The sequence below is a fragment of the Streptomyces sp. NBC_00028 genome, from assembly GCF_045041065.1.
Classification (GTDB): Bacteria; Actinomycetota; Actinomycetes; order Streptomycetales; family Streptomycetaceae; genus Streptomyces.
Window position 1 is genome coordinate 4,016,997 of record NZ_CP108293.1, and the last position, 25,925, is coordinate 4,042,921.

Consider the following 25,925-nt stretch of genomic DNA (forward strand, 5'->3'; position numbering starts at 1 on the left):
GAAGCCGACCGACTCTCAAGGAACTCCAAAGCACCGGACCCACCCGCTGTCAGTGGGGCCGCCGATACTGGGGGCATGACGACGGCTCCAGGCACCGTGCTGGTCGTGGAGGACGAGGAGAGCATCGCGGACGTCCTCGCGATCGCGCTGCGCTACCACCGGTTCGAGGTGATGGTCGCGGGCAGCGTCCGTGAGGCCCTGGCGCTCGCCGAGCGCACCCGGCCCGACGCGGCGCTGCTCGACGTGATGCTGCCCGACGGCGACGGACGCGCCCTCGGGCGACAACTGCGCGCCGAGCGGCCGGAGCTGGCGCTGGTCTTCCTCACCGCGCGCGACGCACCCTCCGAGGTCGTCGGCGCCCTCGGCTTCGGCGACGACTACATCACCAAGCCGTTCAACATCGACGAGGTCGTCGCCCGGATCACCGCCGTGCTGCGCCGCACCCGTCCCGCCGACGTCCTGCCGCAGCGGCCGGTGCTGCGCTACGGCGACCTGGAGCTGGACGAGACGACGTACTCGGCGCACCGCGCGGGACGCACGGTCGAGCTGACCCCGACCGAGTACGCGCTGCTGCGGTTCCTGGTCCGCAACGGCGGCCGGATCGTGCCCAAGGAGCAACTCCTGCGCCATGTCTGGCAGTACGAGCACACGCCGCCGGAGTCGACCGTCGTGGAGACCTACATCAGCTATCTGCGGCGCAAGCTGGACGCCCTGGGACCGCCGATGATCACCACGCGGCGCGGCGTCGGGTACGGGCTGGCATGAGGCTGCGCAAGCTGGGCTGCAAGCGCGGCATCCACTCCCTGCGCGCCCAACTGACGCTGGCGAACGTGGCGCTGCTCGCGCTCGGCATCGTCGCGGCGACCGCGGTGAGTGTGATGGGCATGCGGTACTACCTGCTGGACCAGATCGACTCCGAGCTCGCCCAGACCCGTACGTCCCTGGGCAGTTCGCAGCTCACGATGGACACGATCAACGGCCTGGCGGACCTGGCGATCGTCCGCGACAAGTTCCTCCAGCAGGACGCCGGGCGGTCCCGCCCCGACCAGATCATCACCGTCGTCGACGAGCGGGGCGACCCCATCGCGCTGGGCCATCTCGCCCCGAGCGACGTGCAGAGCGAGCTCGCGGACACCGTGACCGACCCGCGCGCGCTGGCCGCCGACACCGAGCCGCACGACATCCGGGTGCGCGGCGACGCCTACCGGGCCACCGCGACCCGGCTCAGCGACGGCTCGTACATCCTGCTCGCCACGTCCACCGAGGCCGTCCACAAGGGCATCGGCAAGGCGGTGCGGCTCGACCTCGCCATCGGCAGCCTGCTGCTGGCGCTGCTGGCCTGTCTGACCATGTTCAGCGTGCGGCGCCGGATGCGGCCGCTGGAGGACATGGTGGAGACGTCGTCGGCGATCGCCGAGGGCGACCTCACCCGGCGCGTCCCGTCCAGCCGGGAGGCCACCCTGGAGGTCGAGCAGCTGCGCACCGCCCTCAACTCCATGCTCCACCAGGTCGAGTCGGCGTACCGCACGCGCGAGCGCAGCGCGACCCAGCTGCGCCGCTTCGTCGCCGACGCCTCGCACGAACTGCGCACCCCGCTGTCCGCGATACGCGGCTATCTCCAGCTGTACGACAAGGGGATGCTCCAGGACCCCGACGAGCGCAAGCGCGCGTGGGGCCGGGTGATGGCGGAGGCCGACCGGATGGGACGCCTGGTGGACGAGCTGCTCACCCTCGCCCGCCTCGACCAGCAGCCCGAACTGCGGTTCCGCAACGTCGATCTGACCCGGCTGGTGCGGGACGCGGCCGAGGATCTGCGGGTGCAGCAACCGGGGCGGCCGATCAGCGTCGACGCCGACGGGGCGCTGCTGGTCCACGCCGACGAGGCGGGGCTCAGACAGGTCCTGGGCAACCTGGTGGGCAACGTCCGCACCCACACGCCGGCCGATGTGCCGGTGCGGCTCGGGGTGGAGCGGTCCTTCGGGGCGGTACGCCTGTGCGTCGCGGACGAGGGTCCCGGCCTCGCCGAGGAGGACGCGGCTCGTGTCTTCGACCGCTTCTTCCGGGCCGGCGGGGGCGCGGGCAGCGGGCTCGGTCTGGCGATCGTGCAGGGCGTGGTGCAGGCCCACGGCGGGCGGGTGACGGTGCAGACGGCACCGGGCGAGGGGCTGGCGGTGACGGTCATGCTGCCGACGCGGGCATAAGCGCGCGTGTCTCACGTACCGGCCGGCGCCGGACACGGACGCGGGCGTCCCACGTACCGGCCGGCGTCGGACACGGACGCGGGCGTCTCACGTACCGGCCGGCGTCGGACACGCACGCGCGCGGGCGTCTCACGTGCCGGCCGCCGCCGGACACGGACGCGGGCGTCCCACGTACCGGCCGCCGCCGGACACGGACGCGCGCGGGCGTCTCACGTGCCGGCCAGCACCAGGGCCCACACCGTCTTGCCGTGCCGCCCCCGGCTCCACACGCCCCACGCGGCGGCGATGTGCTCCACCAGGTGCAGTCCCCGACCGGCCTCGTCCCCCTCCCCCACCAGCCTGAGCCGTGGCTCCAGTTGGCCCTCGTCGGAGACCTCTATGAGGCAGGAGCCGTCGGCGAGCGCCGTCACCGCGACCTCGAACTCGCGCTCCAGGAGCGGCCCGTGGCGTACGACGTTGGTGGCCAGCTCGGACACCAGCAGCACCGCGTCCGACAGGGCCGGGTCGTCACTCCCGTGCCCCCAGTCGGCCAGATGGTCCCGGACCCGGCGCCGGGCCAGACCGACGGAAGCCGGATGCCGGGGCAGCCGGAAGGAGTTGCGTCTCAGCACGTTTGCTCCTCACCCCGCACACACCTCCGTCACATGGTGCTGCGTCGGGCGGCTGCCCGGCGTCACTCGGGCGCAGGTCAATGCCGCGAGTTCGGGTCAGATCCAGTTGAGACGCCAGAGGCGGAAGACACCGGTGCCGTCCGAAAGGTACTGGCCACCGCCGACGTCCTCGCTGCTCACGACGTATTCCTTGGCCTGCCAGAGCGGGATGACGGGAACATCGCGCGCGACGGCGTCCTGCATCGACCGGAAGTCGTCCGCGGCGTCCGCGCGGTCGGCGTACTGCTGACTGGCCTGAATCAGCTTGTCGACCTCGGCGCTGCTGTAGCCGGTGTTCATGGTGCCGTCGGTGCCGACGAGCGGGCCGCCGTAGGTGTCCGGGTCGGGGAAGTCGGCGACCCAGCCGACCGCGTAGGCGTCGAGCTTGCCGGTGGCCCACGCCTTCTGGAAGGCGGTCCACTCGTACGGCTTGAGCGTCACCTTGAACAGGCCGCCCGCCTCCAGCTGCTTCTTGAGCTCCGCGGCCTCCTTGTCGGCGGCGCCGCGGCCGGTGGCGTACCCGTAGGTGAACTTCACCGGCAGTGAGACCCCGGCCTCGGTGAGCAGTTCCTTGGCCTTCGCGGTGCTCTGCTTGGCGTAGGCGTCGAAGAACGCCGTGGTGTGGCCGGTGAGGCCGGCCGGGATCAGCGAGTAGAGGGGGTCGACGGTCCCCTCGTAGACCGTGGCGGCCAGCCGCTCGCGGTCGATCATCCAGGCCATCGCCTGCCGGACCTTGGTGTCGTGCAGCGGCGAGGAGGAACGGGTGTTGAGGTAGAGGTTGCGCACCTCGGAGCTGTCGGCCTCGGAGACCCGCATCGAGGGGTCGCTCGGGTTGAGCGAGGCGAGCACCTCGGGCGGCAGCTGGCGGGTGGCGACGTCGATCTGATGGGCCTTCCAGGCCGAGTTCAGCGCGTCGGCGTCCTTGAAGTAGCGCAGCTCCACGGGGCGGCCGGAGTCCTTGACGGCGCCCTTGTAGCGGCCGCTGGGCGCGAGGGCGACCTTCTTGTCCTTCGTGTACGACGTGAGCTCGTACGGACCGGTGCCGTCCACGCCGTTGTCGGTGCGCAGGCCGTTGGCGGGGTACTTCTCGCGGTCGACGATCGAGCCGGCCCCGGTGGCGACCTTGAACGGGAAGGTGGCGTCCGGGGAGGAGAGGTGGAAGGTGACCGTCAGGCCCTTGGCCGTCACCGAGTCGAGGGTGTCGAGGAGGGAGACCGGGCCGACGTCCGACTTGATCTTCTTGACGCGGTCGAAGGAGTACTTCACATCCTCGGCGGTCATCGCCCGCCCGCTCGGGAACTCCAGGCCCGACCGCAGCTCGCAGCGGTACGTCCTGAGCCCGCCGCCGACGAAGTCGCAGTTCTCCGCCGCGTCCGGCACCGGCTTGGTGCCGCCCGAGTCGAAGGTCAGCAGCGACTGGAAGACATTGCTGAACAGGGCCCAGGACCCGGCGTCATAGGCGCCGGCCGGGTCGAGGGACGTCACGACGTCCGTCGTACCGACCGTGATGGTCTTGCCGGTGTCCTCCTGCGACGGCATCAGCTGCCAGCCGCCCACTCCCACGGCCGCCAGCACGAGCAGCGTCGCGAGAATCCGTATGCGAACCGATCGCATCGGTTTCCTTCCCCGGGCCCCTGACGGCCCCCAAGCGCATCTGCCACTCCCCTAGCGGCGCGGCTCACCTAATCACACGGGTTTCACCCTGGGGAAGAGGGATCTTGAGAGTTGAGAAAGTCATTGCCGCAAGGTGTTACGGAAGAGTTTCACAGGGCTCCCACAGAGTCCGCCGCGAACGGTTTCAGAGCGGCTCCGCGTGGCCTCACGCCTGCCGTGACGCCAGCTCGACGACCGTGATGTCCGAGGGCGCGCCTACGCGCGTGGGAGGCCCCCAGGCGCCCGCGCCGCGGCTGACGTACAGCTGGGTGTCGCCGTAGCGGTCCAGGCCCGCGACGGTCGGGTTCGCGGCCTCGGCGAGGAAGTTGCCGGGCCAGAGCTGGCCGCCGTGGGTGTGGCCGGAGAGCTGGAGGTCGACACCGTGGTCGACGGCGTCGTGGATCTGGACGGGCTGGTGGGCGAGGAGCACGCACGCGCGCGTGGTGTCGCGGTCGCCGAGCGCCTTGGCGAAGTCGGGGCCCTGGCCCTCGCTCTCCCCGGCGATGTCGTTCACGCCCGCGAGGTCGAACCAGGGCAGTTCCGTGCGGGCGTTCTCCAGGGGGAGCAGTCCGAGGCGGCGCACCTCCTCGACCCACTGCTCGGCGCCGGAGAAGTACTCGTGGTTGCCGGTGACGAAGTAGGCCGGCGCCTTGAGTTGCGCGAGCGGGGCCGCGGCCGGGCCGAGGTCCTTGACGCTGCCGTCCACCAGGTCGCCGACGACCGCGATCAGGTCGGGCTGCGTGGAGTTGATCGTGTCGACGACCGTCTGGGCGAAGCCGCGGCCGAGGACGGGGCCGAGGTGGATGTCGCTGACCACCGCGATCCTGAACCCGTGCGCCGCGCGCGGCAGTTTGGCCAGCGGCACGGTGACCCGCTTCACCCGAGGCCCGCGCAGCACGCCGTACGTCCCGTAGCCGACGGTCCCGACCGCCGCCGCGGCGGCGGCTCCGCCGACCACGCGGGAGACGAAGAGGCGGCGGGAGGGGGCGGCGATCAGACGCGGGGAGGCGGGTTCGGCGGGCTCTTCGTGGACCGGGCCCGCCGGAACGGGCTCCGGCTGCGGTACGGCGACGGCGGCAGGCGCGTTCCGCCGGTCCCGCCGCTCCAGGAAGCGGCGCAGCAGCGGTCGTACGGCCTCTCCCGCCACCACTCCCAGCAGCAGGTAGATCGACAGCGCGAGCCACAGGAAGCCGGGCCACGCCAGCACCTGCTGGAGCCAGAAGGGCGCTCCGGTGCGCTCGCCCACGAGGGCGCCGATCGCCAGCAGCCAGCCACCGGCGACGACCACCGCGCCCGTCCGCCGGACCCACCCGGGGCCGCTGGTCGTGTCACGGAACAGACGGCGCCACAGATACCAGTTGGCGGTCACCAGGACGGCCAGGGCGAGCACGGCGAAGACGATGACCACGAAGTCGTATCCCTTTGTTGGCTTCTGCGGGGTTCCGGCCCGCTATGACGTCTGCCGCAATGCGCGCACCCCGCGCAACCCGATGCCGCCGACGACCGTCCCCAATACGAAGGAAACGACGGCGAGCGTCAGGTGGACCCAGAAGTAGGCGGTCGGGTCGCCCGCGTCGTCGAACGCGAGTCCGCTGCCGTCCTTGACGAGATTCTTGACGAAAGTGACCCAGATGACCCAGCTCCACACCCCGAAGGCGAGCAGGAACCAGGAGACGGGGCGGCTGAGCTTCATACGTCCAGTATCTCCGCCGGGTGACCGGTTCCGCGGCCGGGGTGGGGAGGGCGCTGGGACTTCACGGGCGGTGGCATGTACGTTTCCGACCGTGTCCGCACCCAAGAAGACCGCAAGGCGCACCCTGCTGGTCGTTTCCGCCACCCTGACGTCCGCCGCGCTGACCGCCGCCCCCGTGCTCGCCGCGCCCAGCCCTTCGACGTCCCCCTCGGCCACCCCGCCCGCGACCATGTCGACCGTCGGCGGCACCCGGCTCGGGCAGGCCGGGACCCAGGTCAACCTGGCGAGCGGGGTGCCGGTGCTGCCCAAGAACCTCACCTCGCGGTCATGGATCGTCTCCGACGCCGAGTCCGGCCAGGTGCTCGCCGCGCACAACGCGCACTGGCGGCTGGCCCCCGCGAGCACCCTGAAGATGCTGTTCGCCGACACCGTCCTGCCCAAGTTCCCCAGCACCACCGAGCACAAGGTCGTCCCCTCCGACCTGGCGGGCGTCGGCGCCGGATCCAGCATGGTCGGCATAAAGGAGGGCGAGACCTACACCGTCCACGACCTGTGGCTCGGCGTCTTCCTGCGCTCCGGCAACGACGCCGTGCACGTGCTGTCCGCGATGAACGACGGCGTCAAGAACACGGTCGCGGAGATGAACGAGCACGCCGAGGAGCTCCAGGCCCTCGACACCCACGTGGTCAGCCCCGACGGCTATGACGCCGAGGGCCAGGTGTCGAGCGCGTACGACCTGACGCTGTTCGCCCGCTCCGGGCTGCAGAAGAAGGACTTCCGCGAGTACTGCTCGACCGTCACCGCCAAGTTCCCGGGCGAGACGAAGAAGAACAAGAAGGGCAAGAAGGTCCGCGGGTCCTTCGAGATCCAGAACACCAACCGGCTGCTGTCCGGCGACTCCGACATAGACGTGTACCAGGGCATCGCCGGCGTCAAGAACGGCAACACCACCAACGCGGGTGCCACGTTCACCGGCGTCGCCGAGCGCAACGGCAAGGTGCTGCTTGTCACCGTCATGAACCCCGAGAAGAACGAGCACAACGAGGTCTACAAGGAGACCGCGAAGCTCTTCGACTGGGGCTTCAAGGCCGCGGGCAAGGTGGAGCCGGTGGGCGAGCTGGTCCTGCCGAAGAGCGCGGCGCAGCCGAGCGCCCAGCCGGGTGCGACGGCCTCCGGGGAGGCGGGCGGGGCCGTCGGTGGCAGCGGTGGGTCCTCCGCCAAGCCGGTGGCGAGCGCCACGGCATCCTCCGGCACCGGCGGCATGGGCATCGCCCTCGCGATCACCGGCGGGGTACTGGCACTGTTGGCGGCCGGCGCCTACCTGGTCAACCGCCGGTGGCCGCTGCCGGATCTCGTACGGCGTCGTCGCTGACCTCGTCCGGCTCGTCCTCTTTGCTCTGCGTCGCCGTCCAGGAGGCGCAGAACAGGACGAGTTTCGACGTGAAGTTGATCCACAGCAGCAGGGCCACGGGGACGCCGAACGCGCCGTACATGCTCTTCGCGGCCACGCCCTGCATATAGCCGCTCAGCAGCAGCTTCAGCAGCTCGAACCCGACCGCGCCGATCAGCGCCGCCACCAGCAGCCGACGGCGGGTCGGTTCGACGCCGGGCAGCAGGGTGAGGACGTACAGCAGGAGCAGGAAGTCGGCGAGTACGGCGATCAGGAACGCCGCGCACCGCAGCAGGACCGCACCCCAGCCCTCCCGGTCGATGCCGATCTGGTCGCTGATCCAGCCGACCATGGCGGAGCCGACGGCGGACGCGGCGATGGTCACGAGCAGCGCGCCGCCGAGGCCGAGCAGGATGCCGGTGTCCTTGGCCTTGCTCAGGAGCGGGTTCACCTCCTCGTCGGGCAGCTCCCACACCGCGCGCAGGCATTCCCGCATGGAGCCGACCCAGCCGATGCCGGTGAACAGCAGGACGGCGCCGGCGATGAGCCCGATCGTGCCCGCGTTGGCGACGAGGCTGTCGATGTCGAGCTGGTCGGAGATGCCGGGCACCTGGTCGGCGATCTTGTTCTGCAGCTCGTCCTGCTGCGCCGTGCTGAGGGTCGCGGCGGCGACCGCCGCGGCCACGGTCAGCAGGGGGAACAGCGCGACAAAGCTGATGAACGTCATCGCCGCGGCCAACCGCGTCCACTTCACCCGGTCGAGGCGCTCGTACGACCGCCACGCGTGCGTGGCCATCAGCCGGACGACCGCCGGCCCGACTACGGGGAGGTTCTTCAGCCAGTCCATGTCCGCCTCTGTGCTCGGTGACCCAGGTATGCCCCACGTCCTGAAGACCCATGTACGGGTACCCCGAAAGCGCTGGACAGTGGCGTCCGAGGTGCCGCGTTGACGTCGCGTTGGCGCCGCGTTCGGGGAGCCGCCGGGCGGTCTACCAGTGCGCCACCGCCAGCCCGTACATCGCCAGCCACACCAGGCCGATGACGGCGAGTGCGCGATCGCCGAGCACGACCTCCTCGGGCTCACCGGCGGTGCCGCGGTCGGCGAAGACGGCGTAGCGCAGGACCGCCAGGATGAACGCCACGACAGACAACTGACGCCACGGCAGCAGGCCGGTGGCCGCGGGGGCGGGGTGCGCCCCCAGGAGGTGTGTCCCGCCGTCCTCCAGGGCCCACAGGCAGTACCCGAGGACGGCGACCCCGGCCGCGAGCTGCCACACGAAGCGCAGATAGCCGGTCGTGTACTCGGTGAGCAACGCGCGCGTGGCGCCCGCCGCGCCCGCCATCTGCACGGCTTCGGAGTAGCGCTTGGCCGCCACCATGAACAGCGCCCCGAAGCCGGTCGTGATCAGGAACCAGCGCGACAGCGGGATCCCGAGGGCGAGCCCGCCGGCCATCGCCCGCATCAGGAACCCGGTCGTGACGACGACGAGGTCGACGACGAGGACGTGCTTGAGGCTGACGCAGTAGGCCAGTTGCATACCGAGGTAGGCGATGAGCAGGGCCGGCACCAGGGGCGGGGTGAGCCGGCAGGCGACGGCGGGCGCGAGGACGGCGAGGACGCCTCCGACGGCGTACGCGACGGGTACGGGGACCTCGCCCGCGGCGACCGGGCGGTGGCGCTTGGTGGGGTGGGCGCGGTCGGCGTCGGCGTCGCGGGCGTCGTTGATCAGGTAGACGGCGGCCGCACAGGCCGTGAACAGCGCGAACACCAGCGCGAGTTGGGTGAGCGCGTGCCGGGTGAAGAGCTGGCCTGCGGCTGCGGGGGCGGCGACAACGAGGACGTTCTTGACCCACTGCTTGGGGCGGGCGGTCTTGAGCAGGCCGAGGAGGAGGGAGCGTGGGCGGCGGGGTGGTGCGGGGGGTCGCGGGGGCGTGCGTTGGCCTAGGAGCGCCGGGGTGGTGGGGTGTGCGTCAGCGGGATGGCCGTTGTCGGGGTGTGCGGCAGGGGGGCGGCCGCTGTCAGGGTGTGCGGCAGGGGGACGGCCGTTGTCAGGATGCGCACCAGCGGGATGGCCGTTGTCGGGGTGTGCGCCGCTGGTGAGGGGCGCTGTTTCAGTCATGCGCGCCCCTCCGCATCCAGCGCGCTCCGAAGCGCGCCGTGAGCGCCCCGAGGGCCGCGCCCGCCGCGACGTCGGAGGGGTAGTGGACGCCGACGACGAGGCGCGAGAGGCACATGGCGGCGGCGAGGGGCGGGATCAGACGCATGCCGTGCCGGGAGCGCCCCTCGCTCGTTCCCAACGCTCCCAGCGCGCCGAAGGCGACCGCGGCCGCCGCGGCGGAGGCCGCGTGCGCGCTCGGGAAGGAGTAGCGGCCGACGGTGCGGACGAGGGGTTCGACATGCGTGGGGCGGGGGCGGCGCACCACCCTTTTCACGCCCATGCCGGCGGCGTGCGCGCCCGCGATGAGCGCTGTTCCGCGCAACCAGGCGCCGCGCCGCGCGCCGTCCACGGCGGCTCCCGCGAGACCCGCCGCGAGCCACAGCGCCCCGTGCTCGCCGGCCTGGGACAACGCCCGCGCGGCACCACCGACGCGTGGATCGGCACCGGACGCCCAGAGTGCCGAAAGGATTCGGTGGTCGATGCCGTCGTGCGCGACGTGGTGGTCGAAGAGGCCCATGAGGCCTCACTGTTCACGCGGACGCCGCCTGAACACCGGCAATATTGAGCGACATCCCATTAATCACCCATTTCGGGGAGAGGGTTGATGTTCTGTGATGTTCCGGATGTCCACAAACCAATCGCCCACCTGAGGGCGATACGGTCACCGGCATGTCTGCCGACACCGTTTCCGTCACGGGATGGGGCCGTACGGCGCCCACCACGGCCCGTCTGGTCCGCCCCCGGACGTACGAGGAGGCCGTGGCCGCGGTCCGCGGCTGCGGGGCCCGCGGAAGCATCCCCAGAGGCCTTGGACGGGCGTACGGCGACGCGGCGCAGAACGCCGGCGGCGAGATCCTCGACATGACGGGACTGGACCGCGTGCACGCGATCGACGCCGACGGCGGCACCGTGCTGTGCGCCGCGGGCGTCTCCCTGCACCGGCTGATGCGGGTCCTGCTGCCGCTCGGCTGGTTCGTCCCGGTCACGCCCGGCACCCGCTACGTCACGGTCGGCGGAGCCATCGGCGCCGACATCCACGGCAAGAACCACCACGTCTGCGGCGCCTTCTCCCGGCATGTGCTGTCGTTCGAACTCCTCACCGCCGACGGCGAGATCCGCACCGTGCGCCGCGGCACGCCCCTGTTCGACGCGACCACCGGCGGCATGGGCCTGACGGGCGTGATCCTGACGGCGACGGTGCAGCTCCAGCCGGTGCAGACCTCGCTGATGACGGTCGACACCGAACGCGCGCGTGACCTCGACGACCTGATGGCCCGGCTGTCCGCCACCGACGACCACTACCGGTACTCGGTCGCCTGGATCGACCTGCTCGCGCGAGGCGCCGCGACCGGCCGCGCGGTGCTCACGCGCGGTGAGCACGCGCCCCTCGACGCGCTGGGCACGCGTGCGCGTGAAGACGCGCTGGCGTTCCGGCCCTCGCGGCTCCCGGCCCCGCCCGCCCACCTCCCGGAGGGACTGCTGAGCCGCCGTGGCGTGGGCTGGTTCAACGAGCTCTGGTACCGCACGTCCCCCCGCGCGCGTACCGGCCGGCTCCAGAAGCTCTCGACGTTCTTCCACCCCCTGGACGGGGTCCCGCACTGGAACCGGATCTACGGCCGCGGCGGCTTCGTGCAGTACCAGTTCGTCGTGCCGTACGGCCAGGAGGACACCCTGCGCCGGATCGTGCGCCGCCTCTCGGAGCGCCGCTGTCCGTCATTCCTGGCCGTCCTCAAGCGCTTCGGGGACGCCGACCCCGGCTGGCTCTCCTTCCCGCTGCCCGGCTGGACCCTGGCCCTGGACATCCCGACCGGGCTGCCCGGCCTCGGCCCCCTCCTCGACGAACTGGACGAGGAGGTGGCCGCGGCCGGCGGGCGGGTCTACCTCGCCAAGGACTCCCGGCTGCGCCCCGAACTGCTCGCCGCGATGTATCCGCGCCTCGACGACTTCCGGGCGCTGCGTGCGGAGTTGGACCCGCGCGGGGTGTTCGTCTCGGACCTGTCCCGCCGCCTCGACCTCTAGCGCCCCGTAGTGCCTCGATTTCCGGAGCCTCTGGCTCGACCCATAGGAGCTGCTCGCCGTGAAGGACGCCTTCGGCCTCCCCCAGTCCCTGCTCGTCCTCGGCGGTACGTCCGAGATCGGGCAGGCCATCGCCCGCCGTCTCGTCGCCCGCCGCACCCGCACGGTGTGGCTGGCGGGGCGCCCGTCGCCCGCGCTGGAGCGGTCCGCGGCCGACCTGCGCGTCCTGGGGGCCGACGTGCGCACGGTCGCCTTCGACGCGCTCGACCCCGAGTCCCACGACGCGGTTCTCGGCAAGGTCTTCGCCGAGGGCGACATCGACATGGTGCTGTTGGCCTTCGGTGTCCTCGGTGACCAGGCGCTCGACGAGCGTGAACCGCTGGACGCGGTGCGGGTCGCACAGACCAACTACACCGGCGCGGTGTCGGCGGGCCTGGTCTCCGCGCGCGCGTTGCAGGCGCAGGGACACGGCTCCCTGGTGGTCCTCTCCTCGGTCGCCGGCGAACGTGCCCGCCGCTCCAACTTCATCTACGGCTCCAGCAAGGCCGGCCTCGACGCCTTCGCCCAGGGCCTGGGCGACGCCCTGCACGGCACCGGCGCGCACGTCATGGTCGTGCGCCCCGGGTTCGTCCGCACGAAGATGACCGCCGGCCTTCCCGAGGCACCGCTCGCGACGACGCCCGAGGAGGTCGCGAAGGCCGTGGAGCTGGGTCTCAGGCGGCGTTCGGAGACGGTGTGGGTGCCCGGGGTGCTCCGGTGGGTGATGTCGGCTCTGCGGCACGTCCCGCGCGAGGCGTTCCGACGGCTGCCGATCTAGCGGCCGCCGTGCCGAGCTCCTCCCCCGCCGTCCCGTCGTGGCCGGGTCAGTGGGCGGTCGTGCCCTGTTCCACGGAGGCGGAGGAACCCTGAGGAGGCACCACGGCGGTCCCGCCGAAGGCGTACTCGCGCAGCTTGCGCCACACGCCGTCCGCGCCCTGTTCGTAGAGGGCGAAGCCGGTGCACGGCCAGCGGGCCTCGTAGTCGGCGAGTTCCTCGTACGCGCGGTCCATGGCCGCTTCGTCGATGCCGTGGGCGACGGTGACATGCGGGTGGTACGGGAACTGGAGTTCGCGGGCGACCGGCCCGGAGGCGTCACGGACCTGCTTCTGGAGCCAGGTGCAGGCCTCGGCTCCCTCGGCGACCTGGACGAACACAACCGGCGAGAGCGGCCGGAAGGTGCCGGTGCCGGACAGCCGCATCGGGAACCCGCGGCCGGCCGCGGCGACCTCGGTGAGGTGCGCCTCGATGGCGGGCAGCGCGTCGGCCTCGACCTCTGTCGGGGGCAACAGGGTGACGTGCGTGGGGATGCCGTGAGCCGCGGCGTCGCCGAAGCCCGCGCGCAGCTGCTGGAGCTGGCTGCCGTGAGGCTCCGGGACCGCGATCGACACACCGATCGTTACGGTCCCCACGTCGTCTCCTGTCTTCCCTCTCGGGTGTCGGGGGTCTCCCCCTTGTCGGGTTCGTCCCGGCCGTCCGGCTATCGACTGTACGGCCACGGCTGTGTTGTGGGCAGGCGCAACCGTAGTGATGTGCAGCGCTCTGCCCAGTGGTACGTCTGTACGGTTCTGTGCGGTGGTACGCGCGCGTGCTCGCCTCAGTGCTTGGCGGGCAGGAAGCCGACCTGGTCGTAGGCCTGCGCCAGCGTCTCGGCCGCGACGGCACGCGCCTTCTCCGCACCCTTGGCCAGGATCGAGTCCAGCGTCTCCGGGTCGTCCAGGTACTGCTGGGTGCGCTCCCGGAACGGGGTCACGAACTCGACCATGACCTCGGCGAGGTCCGTCTTGAGCGCACCGTAGCCCTTGCCGTCGTACTTCTGCTCCAGTTCCGCGATTCCCGTGCCCGTGAGGGTCGAGTAGATGGTGAGCAGGTTGCTGACACCCGGCTTGTTCTCGGTGTCGAAGCGGATGACGGTGTCGGTGTCGGTGACGGCGCTCTTGACCTTCTTGGCGGTGGTCTTCGGGTCGTCGAGGAGGTTGATCAGGCCCTTCGGCGTGGACGCCGACTTGCTCATCTTGATCGACGGGTCCTGAAGGTCGTAGATCTTCGCCGTCTCCTTGAGGATGTACGGCTTCGGAAGCGTGAAGGTCTCGCCGAAGCGGCCGTTGAAGCGCGTGGCGAGGTCGCGGGTGAGCTCGATGTGCTGGCGCTGGTCCTCGCCGACGGGGACCTCGTTGGCCTGGTACAGCAGGATGTCCGCGACCTGGAGGATCGGGTACGTGAAGAGACCGACGCTCGCGCGGTCGGCGCCCTGCTTGGCGGACTTGTCCTTGAACTGGGTCATGCGGGAGGCCTCGCCGAAACCGGTGAGGCAGTTGAAGACCCAGGCGAGCTGCGCGTGCTCGGGGACGTGGCTCTGCACGAAGAGCGTGCAACGGTCCGGGTCGAGACCGGCCGCGAGGAGCTGGGCGGCGGCCAGGCGGGTGTTGGCCCGCAGGTCCGCCGGGTCCTGCGGAAGCGTGATCGCGTGCAGGTCGACGACCATGTAGAACGCGTCGTGGGACTCCTGCAGGGCCACCCACTGACGGACGGCGCCGAGGTAGTTGCCGAGGTGGAACGAGCCTGCGGTGGGCTGGATTCCGGAGAGCACGCGAGGACGATCAGAGGCCATGCTCACCATTCTCTCAGGTGTCGGGGTCCGATCCGGAACTGGTCGGAAACAGATGGGAACCGATCCGTCTCCCGCGGTGTAACAAGAATGTGAGAACGCGGGAGGGGGGCCGCATCGTCGATGAGGCCGCGGTGATCGCACGTGTACGCGCCGGGGACCCGGAGGCGTATGCGGAGCTGGTGCGCGCCCATACGGGCATCGCGCTCCGGGCGGCCGCGGCACTCGGGGCGGGTGCGGACGCGGAGGACGTGGTGCAGCAGGCCTTCGTCAAGGCGTACTGCGCGCTGGGCAGGTTCAAGGACGGCGCGTCGTTCCGGCCGTGGCTGCTGTCGATCGTCGCCAATGAGACGAGGAACACAGTGCGGACGGCGGCCCGGCAGCGCACGCTCGCCGGTCGGGAGGCGGCGTTGGTGGAGGCGGAGCCGCTGATACCGGAATCGGCGGACCCGGCGGTCGCGGCCTTGGAGAGAGAGCGCCGTGCCGCACTCCAGTCCGCCCTGGCGAAGCTGAGCGAGGAGCACCGCCTGGTCGTCACCTACCGCTATCTGCTGGAGATGGACGAGTCGGAGACGGCCCAGGCCCTGGGCTGGCCGCGGGGGACGGTGAAATCCCGGCTCAACCGCGCGCTGCGGAAACTGGGCCGACTACTGCCGGACGCCGAGCTTCGGGAAGGGGGTGACGAGCGTGAGTGAGGGACACGAGTCCTACGGCGGTGAGGGCGGCCGTGGTCCCGGGGGCGCCGGTGGCCGGGGCCCGCGCGGCCGGGGCGGCGAGCGGGGTCCCGGATCGGGTCGGCGCGGTCGGGACGGCGGGCCTCCGGTCGACGCGTCGCGGCTGCCGGAGGAGCTGCGGGCGCTGGGACGGTCGCTGGACGCCGACGGGGGCGCCGACGGCGCTCTCGGTTCCGAGACGATGGTCGAGCGGGTGCTGGGACAGATACTGGCCGAGCGGGTGCCGGTGCCGGTGGCCGAACCCCGGGGCGCCCGGGAGCGGCTACGGACGGTCCGGCGCTGGACGCGGGTGCGCTGGCGGTCCCTGACCGCTGCGCTGTGCGGTCTGCTGACCGTGCTCGCGCTCACTCCGCCGGTGCGGGCCGCTGTCTACGACTGGTTCGACTTCGGTGGGGTCGGGGTGCGGTACGACCCGTCGGCTGCGCCCTCGCCGGGTGCCGAGGTGCCCGGCTGCGGCAGGTCGGTGTCGGCGGCGCAGGCCGAGCGGCGGGCCGGGTTCGAGCCGCTGGTGCCGGAGGCGCTCGGTGCGCCGGAGGCGATGTCGGTGTCCGGTGGGCCGCGAGGGCGGTTCGTCGTGACGCTGTGCTGGCGCGAGGACGGGAAGACGATCCGGCTGGACGAGTTCGCCGCGGGGCTGGACCTGGCGTTCACGAAGACCGTGCGCGAGCAGCCGGAGTGGATCTCGTTGGGCGGCTTCGACCACGGCGGCGCGGGTGGCACGGCGCTGTGGTTTCCCCGTCCCCACCTGCTGAGTTTCTGGCTGGTGGACGCGGACGGGGAGCGCTTCGGCCGGGAGGAGCGGACCGCCGGACCGACGTTGCTGTGGAGCCGTGCGGTCGGTCTCGCGGAGGTGACGCTGCGGCTGGAGGGAGTGGCGTCGAAGGGGCGGGCGGTGGAGATCGCGAAGTCGGTCGCGGAGCGTTCGGGGACTTCCTCGCAATAGTGCGGGCCGGGTGGGAACCCCGGCGGGCCGAGCGGTGTACCAGAAGTGACACACGGCTCGCGGGGACCGGGGCGGGCCGTACGGCATCGGCTAGTTGGGGGCTCGTGATGCATACGCAGGCAAGCGGCTGGAGGGGCGGCTGTCGTCGGCTGACGGCGGTGGCAGGGGTGTCGGCGGCGGCGCTCGGACTCACGCTCGGGAGCGCGGGGTCCGCGGCGGCCGGCGGGCCGACCAGCGTGTTGATCGTCTCCCCGGAGAGCGCGGAGACGGCGTCGCTGTACCACTCCGACCGGGAGTACGGCGTGTTGGAGCGCCTGCTCGGCGCCCCGGGCACGGGCACGGCGGACAAGCCGCCCGAGGCCGACCTGATCGTCGGCCCGCAGCTCAACGTCACCTGGATGGTGCACGACGTGTCGCCCTGGCGGGTCGACCGGGTCTACCCGGCGAAGGGCTCCGAGGCGGTCTGGATCCACACGGCGGCGAACCTGAACGCGTCGGCGAACGGCACCTGGCACCGCGCCCGGCAGCCCGCCGTGCTCCGCGACCTGCTCAAGGACCTGGGCGTGATGGGCAAGGCCACAGACGGCGACTTCGCGGTGGAGTATCCGCCTCCCTGGGACACGGCGGAGGGCCTGGAGGGCGCGGACGGCACGGGCGTGGGAGCGACCCCGAGCCCCGATCCGACGCTCGCCGCGGCCTCCGCCCGATCGTCCGGACCGGGTGACGGCACCACCGACTGGTGGTGGGCGCTACCGGGGATCGCGGCCGGGGCGGGCGGGACGCTGCTGATACGCCGCGCGGCGGCCCGGCAGAAGGCCGGACCGCCGCGGGAGGAACCACGCCAGGAGCTCATCGATCTGTGATCTGTGATCTCTGATCTGTGACCCGCTGCCCGTGACCCGTGATCTCTGATCGATGTCTGATCCATCGACGATCTTCGTGAGTCGCCGTTCCTTGACAACTCAACAGGGCGTTTGTCAGCCCAGGTCGATCTCCGGGTACAGCGGGAAGCCCGCCACGAGGTCGGTCGCGCGGTGCGAGATCTCGTCGGCGACCTTGGCGTCCAGGACGTGCGCGGCCTTGGAGGGCGCGCCCGACTTGGTGGTGCCCGGCTCGGTGGTGGTCAGGACGCGGTCGATGAGGCCGGCGACCTCGTCCATCTCGGCGGTGCCCAGGCCGCGGGTGGTCAGGGCGGGGGTGCCGATGCGGATGCCGGAGGTGTACCAGGCGCCGTTGGGGTCGGCGGGGATGGCGTTGCGGTTGGTGACGATGCCGGAGTCGAGGAGCGCGGCCTCGGCCTGGCGGCCGGTGAGGCCGTAGGAGGTGGCGACGTCGATCAGGTTGAGGTGGTTGTCGGTGCCGCCGGTGACCAGGGTCGCGCCGCGGCGCATCAGGCCTTCCGCCAGAGCCCGGGAGTTGTCGACGATGCGCTGGGCGTAGTCCTGGAAGGCGGGCTGCCGGGCTTCCGCCAGGGCCACCGCCTTCGCCGCCATGACGTGCGGCAGCGGGCCGCCGAGGACCATCGGGCAGCCGCGGTCGACCTGGTCCTTGAGGGAGTCGTCGCACAGGACCATGCCGCCGCGCGGGCCGCGCAGCGACTTGTGGGTGGTGGTGGTGACGATCTGCGCGTGCGGGACCGGGTCGAAGTCACCGGTCAGCACCTTGCCCGCGACGAGGCCGGCGAAGTGGGCCATGTCCACCATCAGGGTCGCCCCGACCTCGTCGGCGATCTCGCGCATGATGCGGAAGTTCACCAGGCGCGGGTAGGCGGAGTAACCGGCGACGATGATGAGCGGCTTGAACTCACGGGCGGAGACGCGCAGCGCCTCGTAGTCGATCAGGCCGGTCGCCGGGTCGGTGCCGTAGGAGCGCTGGTCGAACATCTTGCCGGAGATGTTGGGGCGGAAGCCGTGGGTGAGGTGGCCGCCGGCGTCCAGGGACATGCCGAGCATGCGCTGGTTGCCGAACGCCTGGCGGAGCTCTGCCCAGTCGGCGTCGGTGAGGTCGTTGACCTGGCGGGCGCCGGTCTTCTCCAGGAAAGGGACCTCGACGCGGTCGGCGAGGACGGACCAGAAGGCGACGAGGTTGGCGTCGATGCCGGAGTGCGGCTGGACGTAGGCGTGGCGGGCGCCGAAGAGTTCCTTGGCGTGCTCGGCGGCCAGCGACTCGACGGTGTCCACGTTGCGACAGCCGGCGTAGAAGCGGCGGCCGATGGTGCCCTCGGCGTACTTGTCGCTGAACCAGTTGCCCATGGCGAGCAGGGTGGCGGGGGAGGCGTAGTTCTCGGAGGCGATCAGCTTGAGCATCTCGCGCTGGTCGTGGACCTCCTGGCCGATGGCGTCGGCGACGCGCGGCTCGACGGCGCGGATCACGTCGAGGGCGGCGCGAAAGGCGGTGGACTCGCTGGAGAGGGGCTGCTGCTCTGACATTCGTCGGCCTCCGGATGGCGTGGCGGGTTGCGGTCACGATTCACGGTTCGGCCCAGGCGCACGGCACTCGGTCATTCCCAGGCCGCTCCCCGATGGTCCGTCCCATCCCAGCGCGCCAGTCACGGCCTGCCGGTCAGCCTACCGGGCGCGCCGGACGACGGAGGTCCCGCGTCCACCATGCGAGCGACGATAGGAAGGGGGCCACCCTCACCCCTGGGAGTGCCCGTGAACGCGACGGAGAGGCTCATCGGCGCGGCCGAGGCCCACAGTGCGCACAACTACCGTCCGCTGCCCGTGGTGGTGGCCACGGCGGACGGGGCGTGGATGACGGATGTGGAAGGGCGGCGGTATCTGGATCTGCTGGCCGGCTATTCGGCGCTCAACTTCGGTCACCGCAACCGGCGTCTCGTGGAGGTGGCGAAGGCTCAGCTGGATCGGGTGACGCTGACGAGCCGGGCTTTTCATCACGACCGGTTCGCCGCGTTCTGCGCGGAGCTCGCCGAGCTGTGCGGGATGGAGACGGTGCTGCCGATGAACACCGGCGCGGAGGCGGTGGAGACGGCGGTGAAGACCGCGCGGAAGTGGGGGTACCGGGTCAAGGGCGTGCCCGCGGAGATGGCGAAGATCGTGGTCGCGGGCAACAACTTCCACGGCCGTACGACCACGCTGATCAGCTTCTCGACCGACCCGGAGGCGCGGGCGGACTTCGGCCCGTACACACCGGGGTTCGAGATCGTGCCGTACGGGGACGCGACGGCGATGCGTGCGGCGGTCACGGAGAACACGGTGGCCGTGCTGCTGGAGCCGATCCAGGGTGAGGCGGGCGTCCTGGTCCCGCCGGCCGGTTATCTCCCCGCGGTCCGGGAGCTGACGCGCGAGCGGAACGTGCTGTTCATCGCGGACGAGATCCAGTCGGGGCTGGGGCGCACGGGTCGGACGTTCGCCTGTGAGCACGAGAACGTGGTGCCCGACATGTACGTCCTCGGCAAGGCGCTGGGCGGCGGGGTCGTACCGGTGTCGGCGGTGGTGTCGAGCGCGGAGGTCCTCGGCGTCTTCCGGCCCGGTGACCACGGCTCGACGTTCGGCGGAAACCCTCTGGCCTGCGCGGTCGCGCTGGAGGTGATCGCCATGCTGCGCACCGGCGAGTACCAGGCGCGGGCCACGGAGCTGGGCGACCATCTGCACCGCGAGCTGAACACCCTGTCCGGCACGGGCCATGTCACCGCGGTGCGCGGCCGCGGTCTCTGGGCGGGCGTCGACATCGCTCCCGCCCATGGCACCGGCCGGGAGGTGTCCGAGAAGCTGATGGACCGCGGCGTGCTGGTGAAGGACACCCACGGCGCGACGATCCGTATCGCTCCACCCCTGGTGATCGGCAAGGAGGACCTGGACTGGGGACTGGACCAGGTGCGGGCGGTGCTGGGGGCTCGCCCCGGCCCGTGAGGAGCGGATACGGGTGGGGGGTGCCGGCCTCCGGTCAGAGGGGCTTACGGCCCCAGGCGATGACCATGAAGTTGGGTATGTAGGTGGTGCCTTGACTCTTCGTCAGGGTGATGACCTCCTCGATGTCCGCGTCGCTGACCTCGCCGGTGGCCAGCAGGCGGGGGCGCAGTGAGCGCAGGGTGAGGGGGAAGAAGGCGGCGGCTCCGCCGGTGAGGACCGGGGCGTGGACCTGTGCGCCGATCTCGGTGAGTCCGGCGTCCGTCAGGGCCTGGGGCAGTCGGCGGCCCGTTCCGGGGTCGACCCCGGCGGCGCCGAAGGCGGCGCGGAGTGCGCGGCCGAGGCGTTCGGCCAACTCCAGGTGCTCGGGCGGGTAGTAGCGGGCAGCGGCCGGGTACATCGGGCCGTCGATGTCGAAGTCCTCGACGACCACCCAGCCGCCGGGGCGGGTCGCCGCGGCCAGGCGTCGCAGTGCCTCGTCGCGGTCGGGCAGGTGTTCCACCACGGCCCGTGCGTGGACGAGGTCGAAGGCGTCGGCGGGCAGGTCGTCCGTGAGGAGGTCGTGGGTGCGGATCTCCAGATTGGACAGACCGCGGTCGTGGGCGAAGCGGGTGTCCAGGTCGGTGGCGAGCACACGCCCGGCGGCGCCGACCTGCTTGGCCAGCCAGCGCGCGATGCTGGCGGCGCCGCAGCCCACCTCCAGGCAGTGCCAGCCCTCGGCGACTCCCAGCTCGGTCAGGCGGTGGCGGCTCTGGTCGTCGTAGATCTCCTCCAGGGCCAGTAACCGCCCGTGCTCCCGCTCCCAGGACGGGTCGAAGACGTATCCGCTCTCCATCGTGGCCGTGTCGCCCACCGATCGCCCCTCTTCGTTGGTTGTGGGCCGATCATTCTGTCGCGTCAGAGGATCACATGGGGCAGAAAGCGCGCGTATTCGTCGGTCACCAGTCCGGCCGACTCACGGATGCCGAGGCCCGCCGACTCGTCCTCGACGACCCAGGCGCCCAGGACGACACGATTGCCATCGAAATCGGGCAGGGGCGCCAACTCCTGGTAGCAGCAGGGCTCTTCGCGCAGGACAGGGAGGTCACCGGTGGTGTCCGGTGCGTGGACGGTGACGCCGGCGCCCTCGCGGCCGAGCAGTGGTTTGGCGACGTAGCCCGCCGTCGTGGCCAGCTCCCTGGGTCCGTCGAGGTAAGCGGGGAGGAGATTCGGGTGGCCGGGGTAGAGCTCCCAGAGAATGGCCAGAAGTGCCTTGTTGCTGAGGAGCATCTTCCAGGCGGGTTCGATCCACAAGGTGGTGCCGGTGCCGCCGCCGTTGTCGAGGGTGGCGAGGACGTGGTCGGCGAAGCGGTCGGTGGTCAGCCACTCCCACGGGTAGAGCTTGAAGCAGCTGCGGATGAACCGGAGTCGCTGGTCGACGAAGCGGCCGGAGAGCCGGTCCCAGCCGATCTCTTCCACGGAGATCCAGGCCGTGTCGAGGCCGGCCTGGTCGGCGGTCTCCTGGAGGTAGGCGACGGTCATGAGGTCCTCGCCGAGTTCGTCGGCGGAGGAGTACGCGAAGTAGAGCGGGCTGCCCGGCGGGAGCAGCGCGGCCTGCTTCTTCCAGGCGGCGACGAGGCGTTCGTGGAGGGAGTTCCACTGGTCGGCGCCGGGGAAGCGCTCCTCCATCCAGAACCACTGCGGGGAGGCGGCCTCGACGAGGGAGGTGGGGGTGTCGGCGTTGTACTCCAGCAGCTTGGCCGGGCCGGTGCCGTCGTAGCGGAGGTCGAACCGACCGTAGAGGGAGGGGAGTTCGGCGCGGCGGCGCCAGGCCTCGGCGACCGCGTCCGCGACGCGCGGGTCGCTGATACCGAGGTCGGCGAAGCGGTCCGCGGTGACGATGTGGTCCGCCGCCACCAGACACATGCGGTGGAGTTCCTCGACGACGTCCTCCAGGGCCTCGACCTCCTCAAGGGAGAAGGCGTAGTAGGCGCTCTCGTCCCAGTAGGGGCGCAGGGAGTCGTCGGGGTAGCGGGTGAGCGGGTAGATCAGGCCCTGTTCCTCGACGGTCTGCTGCCAGCCGGGGCGGGGTTCGATGGTTCGGCGTTCCATGGCGTCTCTCCGGGGCGGGTCCGTGCTCAGCCGCCGCCGCTGCCGCCGGAGCAGCCGAAGCCGCCGCGGTCCACGGCCTCGCTCTTACTGAAGGTGCCGTAGTCGGCGCGGCCGTTGCTGACGTCGGCGTCGTAGTACCAGGCGGCGTCGGCGCTCTTGCCGGTGCCGGTCTTCTTCTTCCCGCCCTTGCCGGAGGAGGACGAGGAGCCGGAGCTGCCGGAGTTGCAGTTCTTGTCGGCGACGACCTTGTAGCCCTCGTAGGTGTAGCTGTCGCGGTCGACGCAGCGGCGGTCGGGGTCCGAGCCGCAGGAGGTCAGTGCCGCCGCGACGACTCCCATGCCGCCGAGCACGACGGTGCTGGAGCGCAGCCGTCGCCGAGTTTCCGCCATGTTCCCCGTCTCCCCGTGATGCGTCGAAGCTGTTGTCCGGCGGTCAGCCTAGAGATCGGTGAGAGTGCTCGCGCGGGCACCCCGTCCGTCTTCACGCCTCCCCTACAGTCGCTTTGTGCTCTTTGGGATGGTGTGCGCGCTGGGCGCGGCGGTCTGTTTCGGTACGGCGACGGTGTTGCAGGCGGTCGCCGCGCGGGCGGCGGGCACGCCCGACGGTTCCGGCGGGGAGGCGGCGCTGCTGCTGCGGGCGGTACGGCAGTGGCGGTACCTGGCCGGACTCGGGCTGGACGGGCTGGGGTTCGTGCTGCAGATCGTGGCGTTGCGGTCGATTCCGATCTACGCGGTCGGGGCGGCGTTGGCGTCGAGTCTCGCGGTGACGGCGGTGGTCGCGGCGCGGTTGCTGGGGGTGCGGTTGAGCGGGGCGGAGTGGGGGGCGGTGGGGGTGGTGTGTGCCGGGCTCGCGATGTTGGGGGTCGCGTCCGGGACGGAGGGGGATCTGGACGGGCCGGAGGCGCTGAAGTGGGTGATGCTCGGGGTGGCCGTGGGGGTGCTGCTGCTCGGGCTCGCCGGGGGGCGGTTGGCGGGGCGCTGGCGGGCGTTGGTGCTCGGGCTCGGGGCGGGGGTCGGGTTCGGGGTGGTCGAGGTGGCGGTGCGGTTGATCGACTCCCTTGCCCCGTCCTCGCTGCTCACACATCCGGCGACGTATGCGCTGCTCCTCGGCGGGGGTGCCGCGTTCCTGTGTCTGACCTCGGCACTGCAACGGGGGTCGGTGACGACGGCGACCGCGGCGATGGTGATCGGCGAGACGGTGGGGCCGGCGCTGGTGGGGGTGGTGTGGCTCGGGGACCGTACACGGGAGGGGATGGGGTGGCTGGCGGTGCTGGGGTTCGCGGTGGCGGTCGCGGGGGCGCTGGGCCTGGCCCGCTTCGGTGAGGCTCCTGCCTCCGAGGATGGGGCCGGGGAGGGTGCGGACCGGGCGAGGAGTGCGGGGGCCTCCGGGTGACCGCCCCGGGTGCGGCTCCTCCGGCGCCGCGTCCTCGACCCGCGGGCGCCCCCTACGGCATCGCCCTGCACAGTGCCTCCAGGGCCCCCGTCCACCCGCTGTCCGGCGGGGTGCCGTAACCGACGACCAGGGCGTCCAGGCCGTCCGGGGCCGCTTCGGGGTGGCGGAAGTAGGAGAGGCCGTGGAGGGCGACGCCCTGCCAGGAGGCGGACTGGACGACGGAGTGTTCGGTGCCGGGCGGGAGGCGCAGGACGGCGTGGAGGCCGGCGGCGATGCCGGTGATGTGGACGTCGGGGGCCTGGGCGGCGAGGGCGGTGAGCAGGGCGTCGCGGCGGCGGCGGTAGCGCAGGCGGGAGGCGCGGACATGACGGTCGTAGGCGCCGGAGGTGATGAATTCGGCCAGGGTCAGCTGGTCGAGGGCGCTGGAGGTGTCCACCTTGCCCTTGGCCGCCGCCGTCTCCGCCGCCAGGGACGGGGGCAGGACCATCCAGGCGAGGCGGAGGCCGGGGGCGAGGGACTTGCTGGCCGTGCCGAGATAGACGACACGGTCGGGGTCCAGGCCCTGGAGGGCGCCGACGGGCTGGCGGTCGTAGCGGAACTCCCCGTCGTAGTCGTCCTCCAGGATCAGGCCGCCGGTGCGGCGGGCCCACTCGACCACCGCGGTGCGGCGGGCCCGGTGGAGGGGGACGCCCATCGGGAACTGGTGGGCGGGGGTGAGCAGAAGAGCACCCGCGTCGCCGAGGTCGGCCGGGTTCGTGCCGCGGTCGTCGAAGGGGATCGGCGGGGTGCGCAGACCGGCTCCGACCAGCTGGTTCCAGTGCGCGTCCAGGCCGTACGACTCGACGGCGGCCGTACGGACGCCGCGGGCCCGCAGGACCGTGCCCAGCAGGCGCAGGCCGTGGGCGATGCCCGAGCACATAAGGACGCGGTCGGGGTCGGTGCGGACGCCGCGGGCGCGGGCGAGGTAGTCGGCCAATGCGGTGCGCAGTTCGATGCGGCCGCGCGGGTCGCCGTAGCCGAGGGCGTGGTTCGGGGCCGCGAGAAGGGCGCGGCGGGCCGCCTTGAGCCACTCGGCGCGTGGGAAGGCGGCGAGGTCGGGGGCGCCGGGCCGGAAGTCGTGGGCGGGGCGGTGCGGTGCCCGGGGGCCGGGGCCGCCCGGGGCGGAGGGGGCGGCCACCGTGCGCTCCGCCACTCTCGTGCCCGAGCCCTGCCGGGCGGTGAGCCAGCCCTCGGCGACCAGGTCGGCGTAGGCGTCGGCGACCGTGTTGCGGGCGATGCCGAGGTCGGCGGCGAGGGTGCGGGACGAGGGCAGCCGGGTGCCCGGGGCCAGGCGGCCGGTGCGGACCGCCTCGCGCAGGGCGTCGGTCAGGCCCCGGCGCAGATGTGGGCCGGCGGGTTCCAGGTGGAGGTCGACGCCCAAAGTGGCCCATGATTTCGCCATGGGAATGGACCATACCGGTGGGCTGCCTCGAATCTAGGGTCGAGGACATGACGACGCACACCGACGACAGGACCCCCACCGATCACGGAACCGGCACCGTGGGCTACGCCCCCGCGCACACCCCGCGGCTGGCCTGGGCCGAGCAGGCTCCCGAGGTCTTCAAGGCGATGGTCCGGCTCGACGCCGCCGCCCGGAAGGGCCTCGACCCGAAGCTGCTGGAGCTGGTGAAGGTCCGCGCCTCGCAGATCAACCGCTGCGCGCTCTGCGTCGACATGCACAGCAAGGACGCCCTCGCGGCCGGCGAGAGCGTCGAGCGGATCGTGCAGCTGAGCGCGTGGGAGGAGTCGGAGCACTTCTACACGGAGCGGGAGCTGGCGGCGCTGGCGCTGACGGAGGCGGTGACCGTGCTCACCGACGGGTTCGTGCCGGACGCGGTGTACGAGCGGGCGGCGGCGCACTTCGAGGAGGCCGAGCTGGCGCAGCTGATCGCCGCGATCACGGTGATCAACGCGTGGAACCGGTTCGGAGTGACCTGCCGGCTGGTTCCCGGGCACTACCAGCCGGGGCACAAGTGACGGCGCGTACGCGGCTGTTGGACAAGTCGGTCGCGCAGGCCATGTCCACTCTGAGCGCCGCGGCGAAGAGAGGGCTCGGGGATCCCGCGCTGGCGGAGCTCGTCGTGATCCGGGCCTCGCAGCTCAACCACTGCGCGTTCTGCCTCGACATGCATCTGACGATCGCGCGTCAACACGGGGTGCCGGAGAAGCAGTTGGATCTGCTGGCCGCCTGGGAGGAGGCCGAGGGGGTCTTCGACGAGCGGGAGCGGTCCGCGCTCGCGCTGACGGAGGCGGTGACGGTCCTGACCGGGGGCACCTCCCAGGCCTTCGGCTCTGGGGGAGGTTCCGTGCCGGACGAGGTGTACGCGACGGCGGCCAAGCATTTCGACGAGACGCGGCTCGCCCATCTGGTCGGTCTGATCGTCGCCATCAACAACTGGAACCGGGTGATGGTGAGCCGCCGTATCCCGCCGGGGGGTTACACAGCATGAG

Annotated in this window: 26 protein-coding genes and 1 riboswitch; of the genes, 12 read left to right on the forward strand and 14 right to left on the reverse strand. The window is 71.7% G+C overall.

The genetic code is table 11. The annotated features are described in order from the left end of the window. Positions 1 to 75: 75 nt before the first annotated feature. Entirely contained in the window at positions 76 to 765 is a 690-nt protein-coding gene (locus OG885_RS17720; protein ID WP_405732312.1) for a response regulator transcription factor, read from the forward strand. Continuing rightward, positions 762 to 2,201 carry a sensor histidine kinase gene (locus OG885_RS17725; RefSeq protein ID WP_405732315.1) on the forward strand — a complete coding sequence of 480 codons (1,440 nt, stop codon included), beginning with the start codon at positions 762 to 764 and terminating at the stop codon, positions 2,199 to 2,201. Before OG885_RS17720 ends, OG885_RS17725 begins: the two co-directional genes overlap by 4 nt. Before the next feature lie 209 nt (positions 2,202 to 2,410). Here the strand turns inward: OG885_RS17725 and OG885_RS17730 are convergent, their stop codons facing one another. From OG885_RS17730 to OG885_RS17745, 4 genes are all read right to left on the reverse strand, one after another. Further along, the gene (locus OG885_RS17730) at positions 2,411 to 2,812 is read right to left on the reverse strand and encodes an ATP-binding protein (RefSeq protein WP_405732318.1); all 402 of its coding nucleotides are present in this window, start codon (positions 2,810 to 2,812) and stop codon (positions 2,411 to 2,413) included. Positions 2,813 to 2,908: 96 nt separating this feature from the next. After that, positions 2,909 to 4,465 carry an ABC transporter substrate-binding protein gene (locus OG885_RS17735; protein WP_405732321.1) on the reverse strand — a complete coding sequence of 519 codons (1,557 nt, stop codon included), beginning with the start codon at positions 4,463 to 4,465 and terminating at the stop codon, positions 2,909 to 2,911. A 205-nt stretch (positions 4,466 to 4,670) separates the two neighbouring features. Beyond that, a complete protein-coding gene (locus OG885_RS17740) occupies positions 4,671 to 5,912 on the reverse strand; it encodes a metallophosphoesterase (protein WP_405732324.1) in 1,242 nt (413 codons plus the stop codon). Between the two features lie 42 nt (positions 5,913 to 5,954). Continuing rightward, positions 5,955 to 6,197 (reverse strand): SCO4848 family membrane protein, encoded by a 243-nt coding sequence (locus OG885_RS17745; RefSeq protein ID WP_405732326.1) that lies wholly within the window; start codon positions 6,195 to 6,197, stop codon positions 5,955 to 5,957. A 91-nt stretch (positions 6,198 to 6,288) separates the two neighbouring features. Between OG885_RS17745 and OG885_RS17750 the strand changes: the two genes are divergently transcribed. Then, positions 6,289 to 7,569, forward strand: a complete 1,281-nt coding sequence (locus OG885_RS17750) for a D-alanyl-D-alanine carboxypeptidase family protein (RefSeq protein ID WP_405732329.1) — start codon at positions 6,289 to 6,291, stop codon at positions 7,567 to 7,569. Here the strand turns inward: OG885_RS17750 and OG885_RS17755 are convergent. The 3 genes from OG885_RS17755 to OG885_RS17765 form a co-directional block, all read right to left on the reverse strand. Continuing rightward, the gene (locus OG885_RS17755) at positions 7,523 to 8,434 is read right to left on the reverse strand and encodes a YihY/virulence factor BrkB family protein (protein WP_405732332.1); all 912 of its coding nucleotides are present in this window, start codon (positions 8,432 to 8,434) and stop codon (positions 7,523 to 7,525) included. The two genes, OG885_RS17750 and OG885_RS17755, sit on opposite strands and share 47 nt — an antisense overlap. 142 nt (positions 8,435 to 8,576) lie before the next feature. Next, the gene (locus tag OG885_RS17760; RefSeq protein WP_405732335.1) at positions 8,577 to 9,707 is read right to left on the reverse strand and encodes a decaprenyl-phosphate phosphoribosyltransferase; all 1,131 of its coding nucleotides are present in this window, start codon (positions 9,705 to 9,707) and stop codon (positions 8,577 to 8,579) included. Further along, on the reverse strand, positions 9,700 to 10,263 hold the full coding sequence (locus OG885_RS17765) for a phosphatase PAP2 family protein (RefSeq protein ID WP_405732338.1): 564 nt from the start codon (positions 10,261 to 10,263) through the stop codon (positions 9,700 to 9,702). Before OG885_RS17765 ends, OG885_RS17760 begins: the two co-directional genes overlap by 8 nt. Positions 10,264 to 10,415: 152 nt before the next feature. Between OG885_RS17765 and OG885_RS17770 the strand changes: the two genes are divergently transcribed. After that, positions 10,416 to 11,765: an FAD-binding protein gene (locus OG885_RS17770; RefSeq protein WP_405732340.1), complete on the forward strand. Its 1,350-nt coding sequence runs from the start codon at positions 10,416 to 10,418 to the stop codon at positions 11,763 to 11,765. A gap of 58 nt (positions 11,766 to 11,823) precedes the next feature. Beyond that, the gene (locus OG885_RS17775) at positions 11,824 to 12,579 is read left to right on the forward strand and encodes a decaprenylphospho-beta-D-erythro-pentofuranosid-2-ulose 2-reductase (protein WP_405732343.1); all 756 of its coding nucleotides are present in this window, start codon (positions 11,824 to 11,826) and stop codon (positions 12,577 to 12,579) included. A gap of 46 nt (positions 12,580 to 12,625) precedes the next feature. On the opposite strand, the gene OG885_RS17780 is transcribed toward OG885_RS17775, so the two are convergent. Beyond that, positions 12,626 to 13,210 carry a 2'-5' RNA ligase family protein gene (locus OG885_RS17780; protein ID WP_405732346.1) on the reverse strand — a complete coding sequence of 195 codons (585 nt, stop codon included), beginning with the start codon at positions 13,208 to 13,210 and terminating at the stop codon, positions 12,626 to 12,628. Positions 13,211 to 13,395: 185 nt separating this feature from the next. Beyond that, on the reverse strand, positions 13,396 to 14,409 hold the full coding sequence (gene trpS, locus OG885_RS17785) for a tryptophan--tRNA ligase (protein ID WP_399949174.1): 1,014 nt from the start codon (positions 14,407 to 14,409) through the stop codon (positions 13,396 to 13,398). Positions 14,410 to 14,498: 89 nt separating this feature from the next. Between trpS and OG885_RS17790 the strand changes: the two genes are divergently transcribed. The 3 genes from OG885_RS17790 to OG885_RS17800 all read left to right on the forward strand — a co-directional run bounded on the left by OG885_RS17790 (position 14,499) and on the right by OG885_RS17800 (position 16,946). Further along, positions 14,499 to 15,101, forward strand: a complete 603-nt coding sequence (locus OG885_RS17790; RefSeq protein WP_405732350.1) for an RNA polymerase sigma factor — start codon at positions 14,499 to 14,501, stop codon at positions 15,099 to 15,101. Continuing rightward, a complete protein-coding gene (locus OG885_RS17795) occupies positions 15,085 to 16,083 on the forward strand; it encodes a hypothetical protein (protein WP_405732353.1) in 999 nt (332 codons plus the stop codon). Before OG885_RS17790 ends, OG885_RS17795 begins: the two co-directional genes overlap by 17 nt. Positions 16,084 to 16,190: 107 nt before the next feature. Continuing rightward, positions 16,191 to 16,946, forward strand: coding sequence for a hypothetical protein (locus OG885_RS17800; RefSeq protein ID WP_405732356.1), 756 nt, complete (start codon positions 16,191 to 16,193; stop codon positions 16,944 to 16,946). A gap of 114 nt (positions 16,947 to 17,060) precedes the next feature. On the opposite strand, the gene OG885_RS17805 is transcribed toward OG885_RS17800, so the two are convergent. Beyond that, positions 17,061 to 18,512 carry a glycine hydroxymethyltransferase gene (locus OG885_RS17805; protein ID WP_329335553.1) on the reverse strand — a complete coding sequence of 484 codons (1,452 nt, stop codon included), beginning with the start codon at positions 18,510 to 18,512 and terminating at the stop codon, positions 17,061 to 17,063. Positions 18,513 to 18,555: 43 nt separating this feature from the next. After that, positions 18,556 to 18,645: riboswitch (ZMP/ZTP riboswitch) on the reverse strand. A gap of 44 nt (positions 18,646 to 18,689) precedes the next feature. Here OG885_RS17805 and rocD point away from each other — a divergent pair. Beyond that, positions 18,690 to 19,955 carry an ornithine--oxo-acid transaminase gene (rocD, locus tag OG885_RS17810; protein WP_405732358.1) on the forward strand — a complete coding sequence of 422 codons (1,266 nt, stop codon included), beginning with the start codon at positions 18,690 to 18,692 and terminating at the stop codon, positions 19,953 to 19,955. A gap of 34 nt (positions 19,956 to 19,989) precedes the next feature. On the opposite strand, the gene OG885_RS17815 is transcribed toward rocD, so the two are convergent. Genes OG885_RS17815 through OG885_RS17825 form a run of 3 tightly spaced genes read right to left on the reverse strand, consistent with a single transcriptional unit; the run spans position 19,990 to position 22,432 of the window. Further along, positions 19,990 to 20,805, reverse strand: a complete 816-nt coding sequence (locus OG885_RS17815) for a methyltransferase (RefSeq protein WP_405732361.1) — start codon at positions 20,803 to 20,805, stop codon at positions 19,990 to 19,992. Between the two features lie 44 nt (positions 20,806 to 20,849). Continuing rightward, positions 20,850 to 22,043 carry a glutathionylspermidine synthase family protein gene (locus OG885_RS17820; protein WP_405732363.1) on the reverse strand — a complete coding sequence of 398 codons (1,194 nt, stop codon included), beginning with the start codon at positions 22,041 to 22,043 and terminating at the stop codon, positions 20,850 to 20,852. Positions 22,044 to 22,069: 26 nt separating this feature from the next. Then, positions 22,070 to 22,432 carry a hypothetical protein gene (locus tag OG885_RS17825; protein WP_405732366.1) on the reverse strand — a complete coding sequence of 121 codons (363 nt, stop codon included), beginning with the start codon at positions 22,430 to 22,432 and terminating at the stop codon, positions 22,070 to 22,072. Between the two features lie 127 nt (positions 22,433 to 22,559). On the opposite strand from OG885_RS17825, the gene OG885_RS17830 reads away from it, so the two are divergent. Beyond that, positions 22,560 to 23,435 (forward strand): hypothetical protein, encoded by an 876-nt coding sequence (locus tag OG885_RS17830; protein WP_405742771.1) that lies wholly within the window; start codon positions 22,560 to 22,562, stop codon positions 23,433 to 23,435. A gap of 52 nt (positions 23,436 to 23,487) precedes the next feature. Here the strand turns inward: OG885_RS17830 and OG885_RS17835 are convergent, their stop codons facing one another. Continuing rightward, positions 23,488 to 24,876, reverse strand: a complete 1,389-nt coding sequence (locus tag OG885_RS17835; protein ID WP_405732369.1) for a PLP-dependent aminotransferase family protein — start codon at positions 24,874 to 24,876, stop codon at positions 23,488 to 23,490. 47 nt (positions 24,877 to 24,923) lie between these two features. Here OG885_RS17835 and OG885_RS17840 point away from each other — a divergent pair, with 47 nt between their 5' ends. Next, positions 24,924 to 25,451: a carboxymuconolactone decarboxylase family protein gene (locus OG885_RS17840; RefSeq protein WP_405732372.1), complete on the forward strand. Its 528-nt coding sequence runs from the start codon at positions 24,924 to 24,926 to the stop codon at positions 25,449 to 25,451. Then, on the forward strand, positions 25,448 to 25,924 hold the full coding sequence (locus OG885_RS17845) for a carboxymuconolactone decarboxylase family protein (protein ID WP_405732375.1): 477 nt from the start codon (positions 25,448 to 25,450) through the stop codon (positions 25,922 to 25,924). The genes OG885_RS17840 and OG885_RS17845 overlap by 4 nt, the downstream gene beginning before the upstream one ends. Position 25,925 lies beyond the last annotated feature (1 nt).

Excerpts from the sequence above, each read along its gene's own strand:
- OG885_RS17720 (WP_405732312.1), top strand. The coding sequence starts at position 76 with ATGACGACGGCTCCAGGCACCGTGCTGGTCGTGGAGGACGAGGAGAGC.
- OG885_RS17725 (WP_405732315.1), top strand. The coding sequence starts at position 762 with ATGAGGCTGCGCAAGCTGGGCTGCAAGCGCGGCATCCACTCCCTGCGC.
- OG885_RS17735 (WP_405732321.1), bottom strand. The coding sequence starts at position 4,465 with ATGCGATCGGTTCGCATACGGATTCTCGCGACGCTGCTCGTGCTGGCG.
- OG885_RS17745 (WP_405732326.1), bottom strand. The coding sequence starts at position 6,197 with ATGAAGCTCAGCCGCCCCGTCTCCTGGTTCCTGCTCGCCTTCGGGGTG.
- OG885_RS17755 (WP_405732332.1), bottom strand. The coding sequence starts at position 8,434 with ATGGACTGGCTGAAGAACCTCCCCGTAGTCGGGCCGGCGGTCGTCCGG.
- OG885_RS17760 (WP_405732335.1), bottom strand. The coding sequence starts at position 9,707 with ATGACTGAAACAGCGCCCCTCACCAGCGGCGCACACCCCGACAACGGC.
- OG885_RS17765 (WP_405732338.1), bottom strand. The coding sequence starts at position 10,263 with ATGGGCCTCTTCGACCACCACGTCGCGCACGACGGCATCGACCACCGA.
- OG885_RS17770 (WP_405732340.1), top strand. The coding sequence starts at position 10,416 with ATGTCTGCCGACACCGTTTCCGTCACGGGATGGGGCCGTACGGCGCCC.
- trpS (WP_399949174.1), bottom strand. The coding sequence starts at position 14,409 with ATGGCCTCTGATCGTCCTCGCGTGCTCTCCGGAATCCAGCCCACCGCA.
- OG885_RS17800 (WP_405732356.1), top strand. The coding sequence starts at position 16,191 with ATGCATACGCAGGCAAGCGGCTGGAGGGGCGGCTGTCGTCGGCTGACG.
- OG885_RS17805 (WP_329335553.1), bottom strand. The coding sequence starts at position 18,512 with ATGTCAGAGCAGCAGCCCCTCTCCAGCGAGTCCACCGCCTTTCGCGCC.
- rocD (WP_405732358.1), top strand. The coding sequence starts at position 18,690 with ATGCGAGCGACGATAGGAAGGGGGCCACCCTCACCCCTGGGAGTGCCC.
- OG885_RS17820 (WP_405732363.1), bottom strand. The coding sequence starts at position 22,043 with ATGGAACGCCGAACCATCGAACCCCGCCCCGGCTGGCAGCAGACCGTC.
- OG885_RS17825 (WP_405732366.1), bottom strand. The coding sequence starts at position 22,432 with ATGGCGGAAACTCGGCGACGGCTGCGCTCCAGCACCGTCGTGCTCGGC.
- OG885_RS17830 (WP_405742771.1), top strand. The coding sequence starts at position 22,560 with ATGGTGTGCGCGCTGGGCGCGGCGGTCTGTTTCGGTACGGCGACGGTG.
- OG885_RS17835 (WP_405732369.1), bottom strand. The coding sequence starts at position 24,876 with ATGGCGAAATCATGGGCCACTTTGGGCGTCGACCTCCACCTGGAACCC.
- OG885_RS17840 (WP_405732372.1), top strand. The coding sequence starts at position 24,924 with ATGACGACGCACACCGACGACAGGACCCCCACCGATCACGGAACCGGC.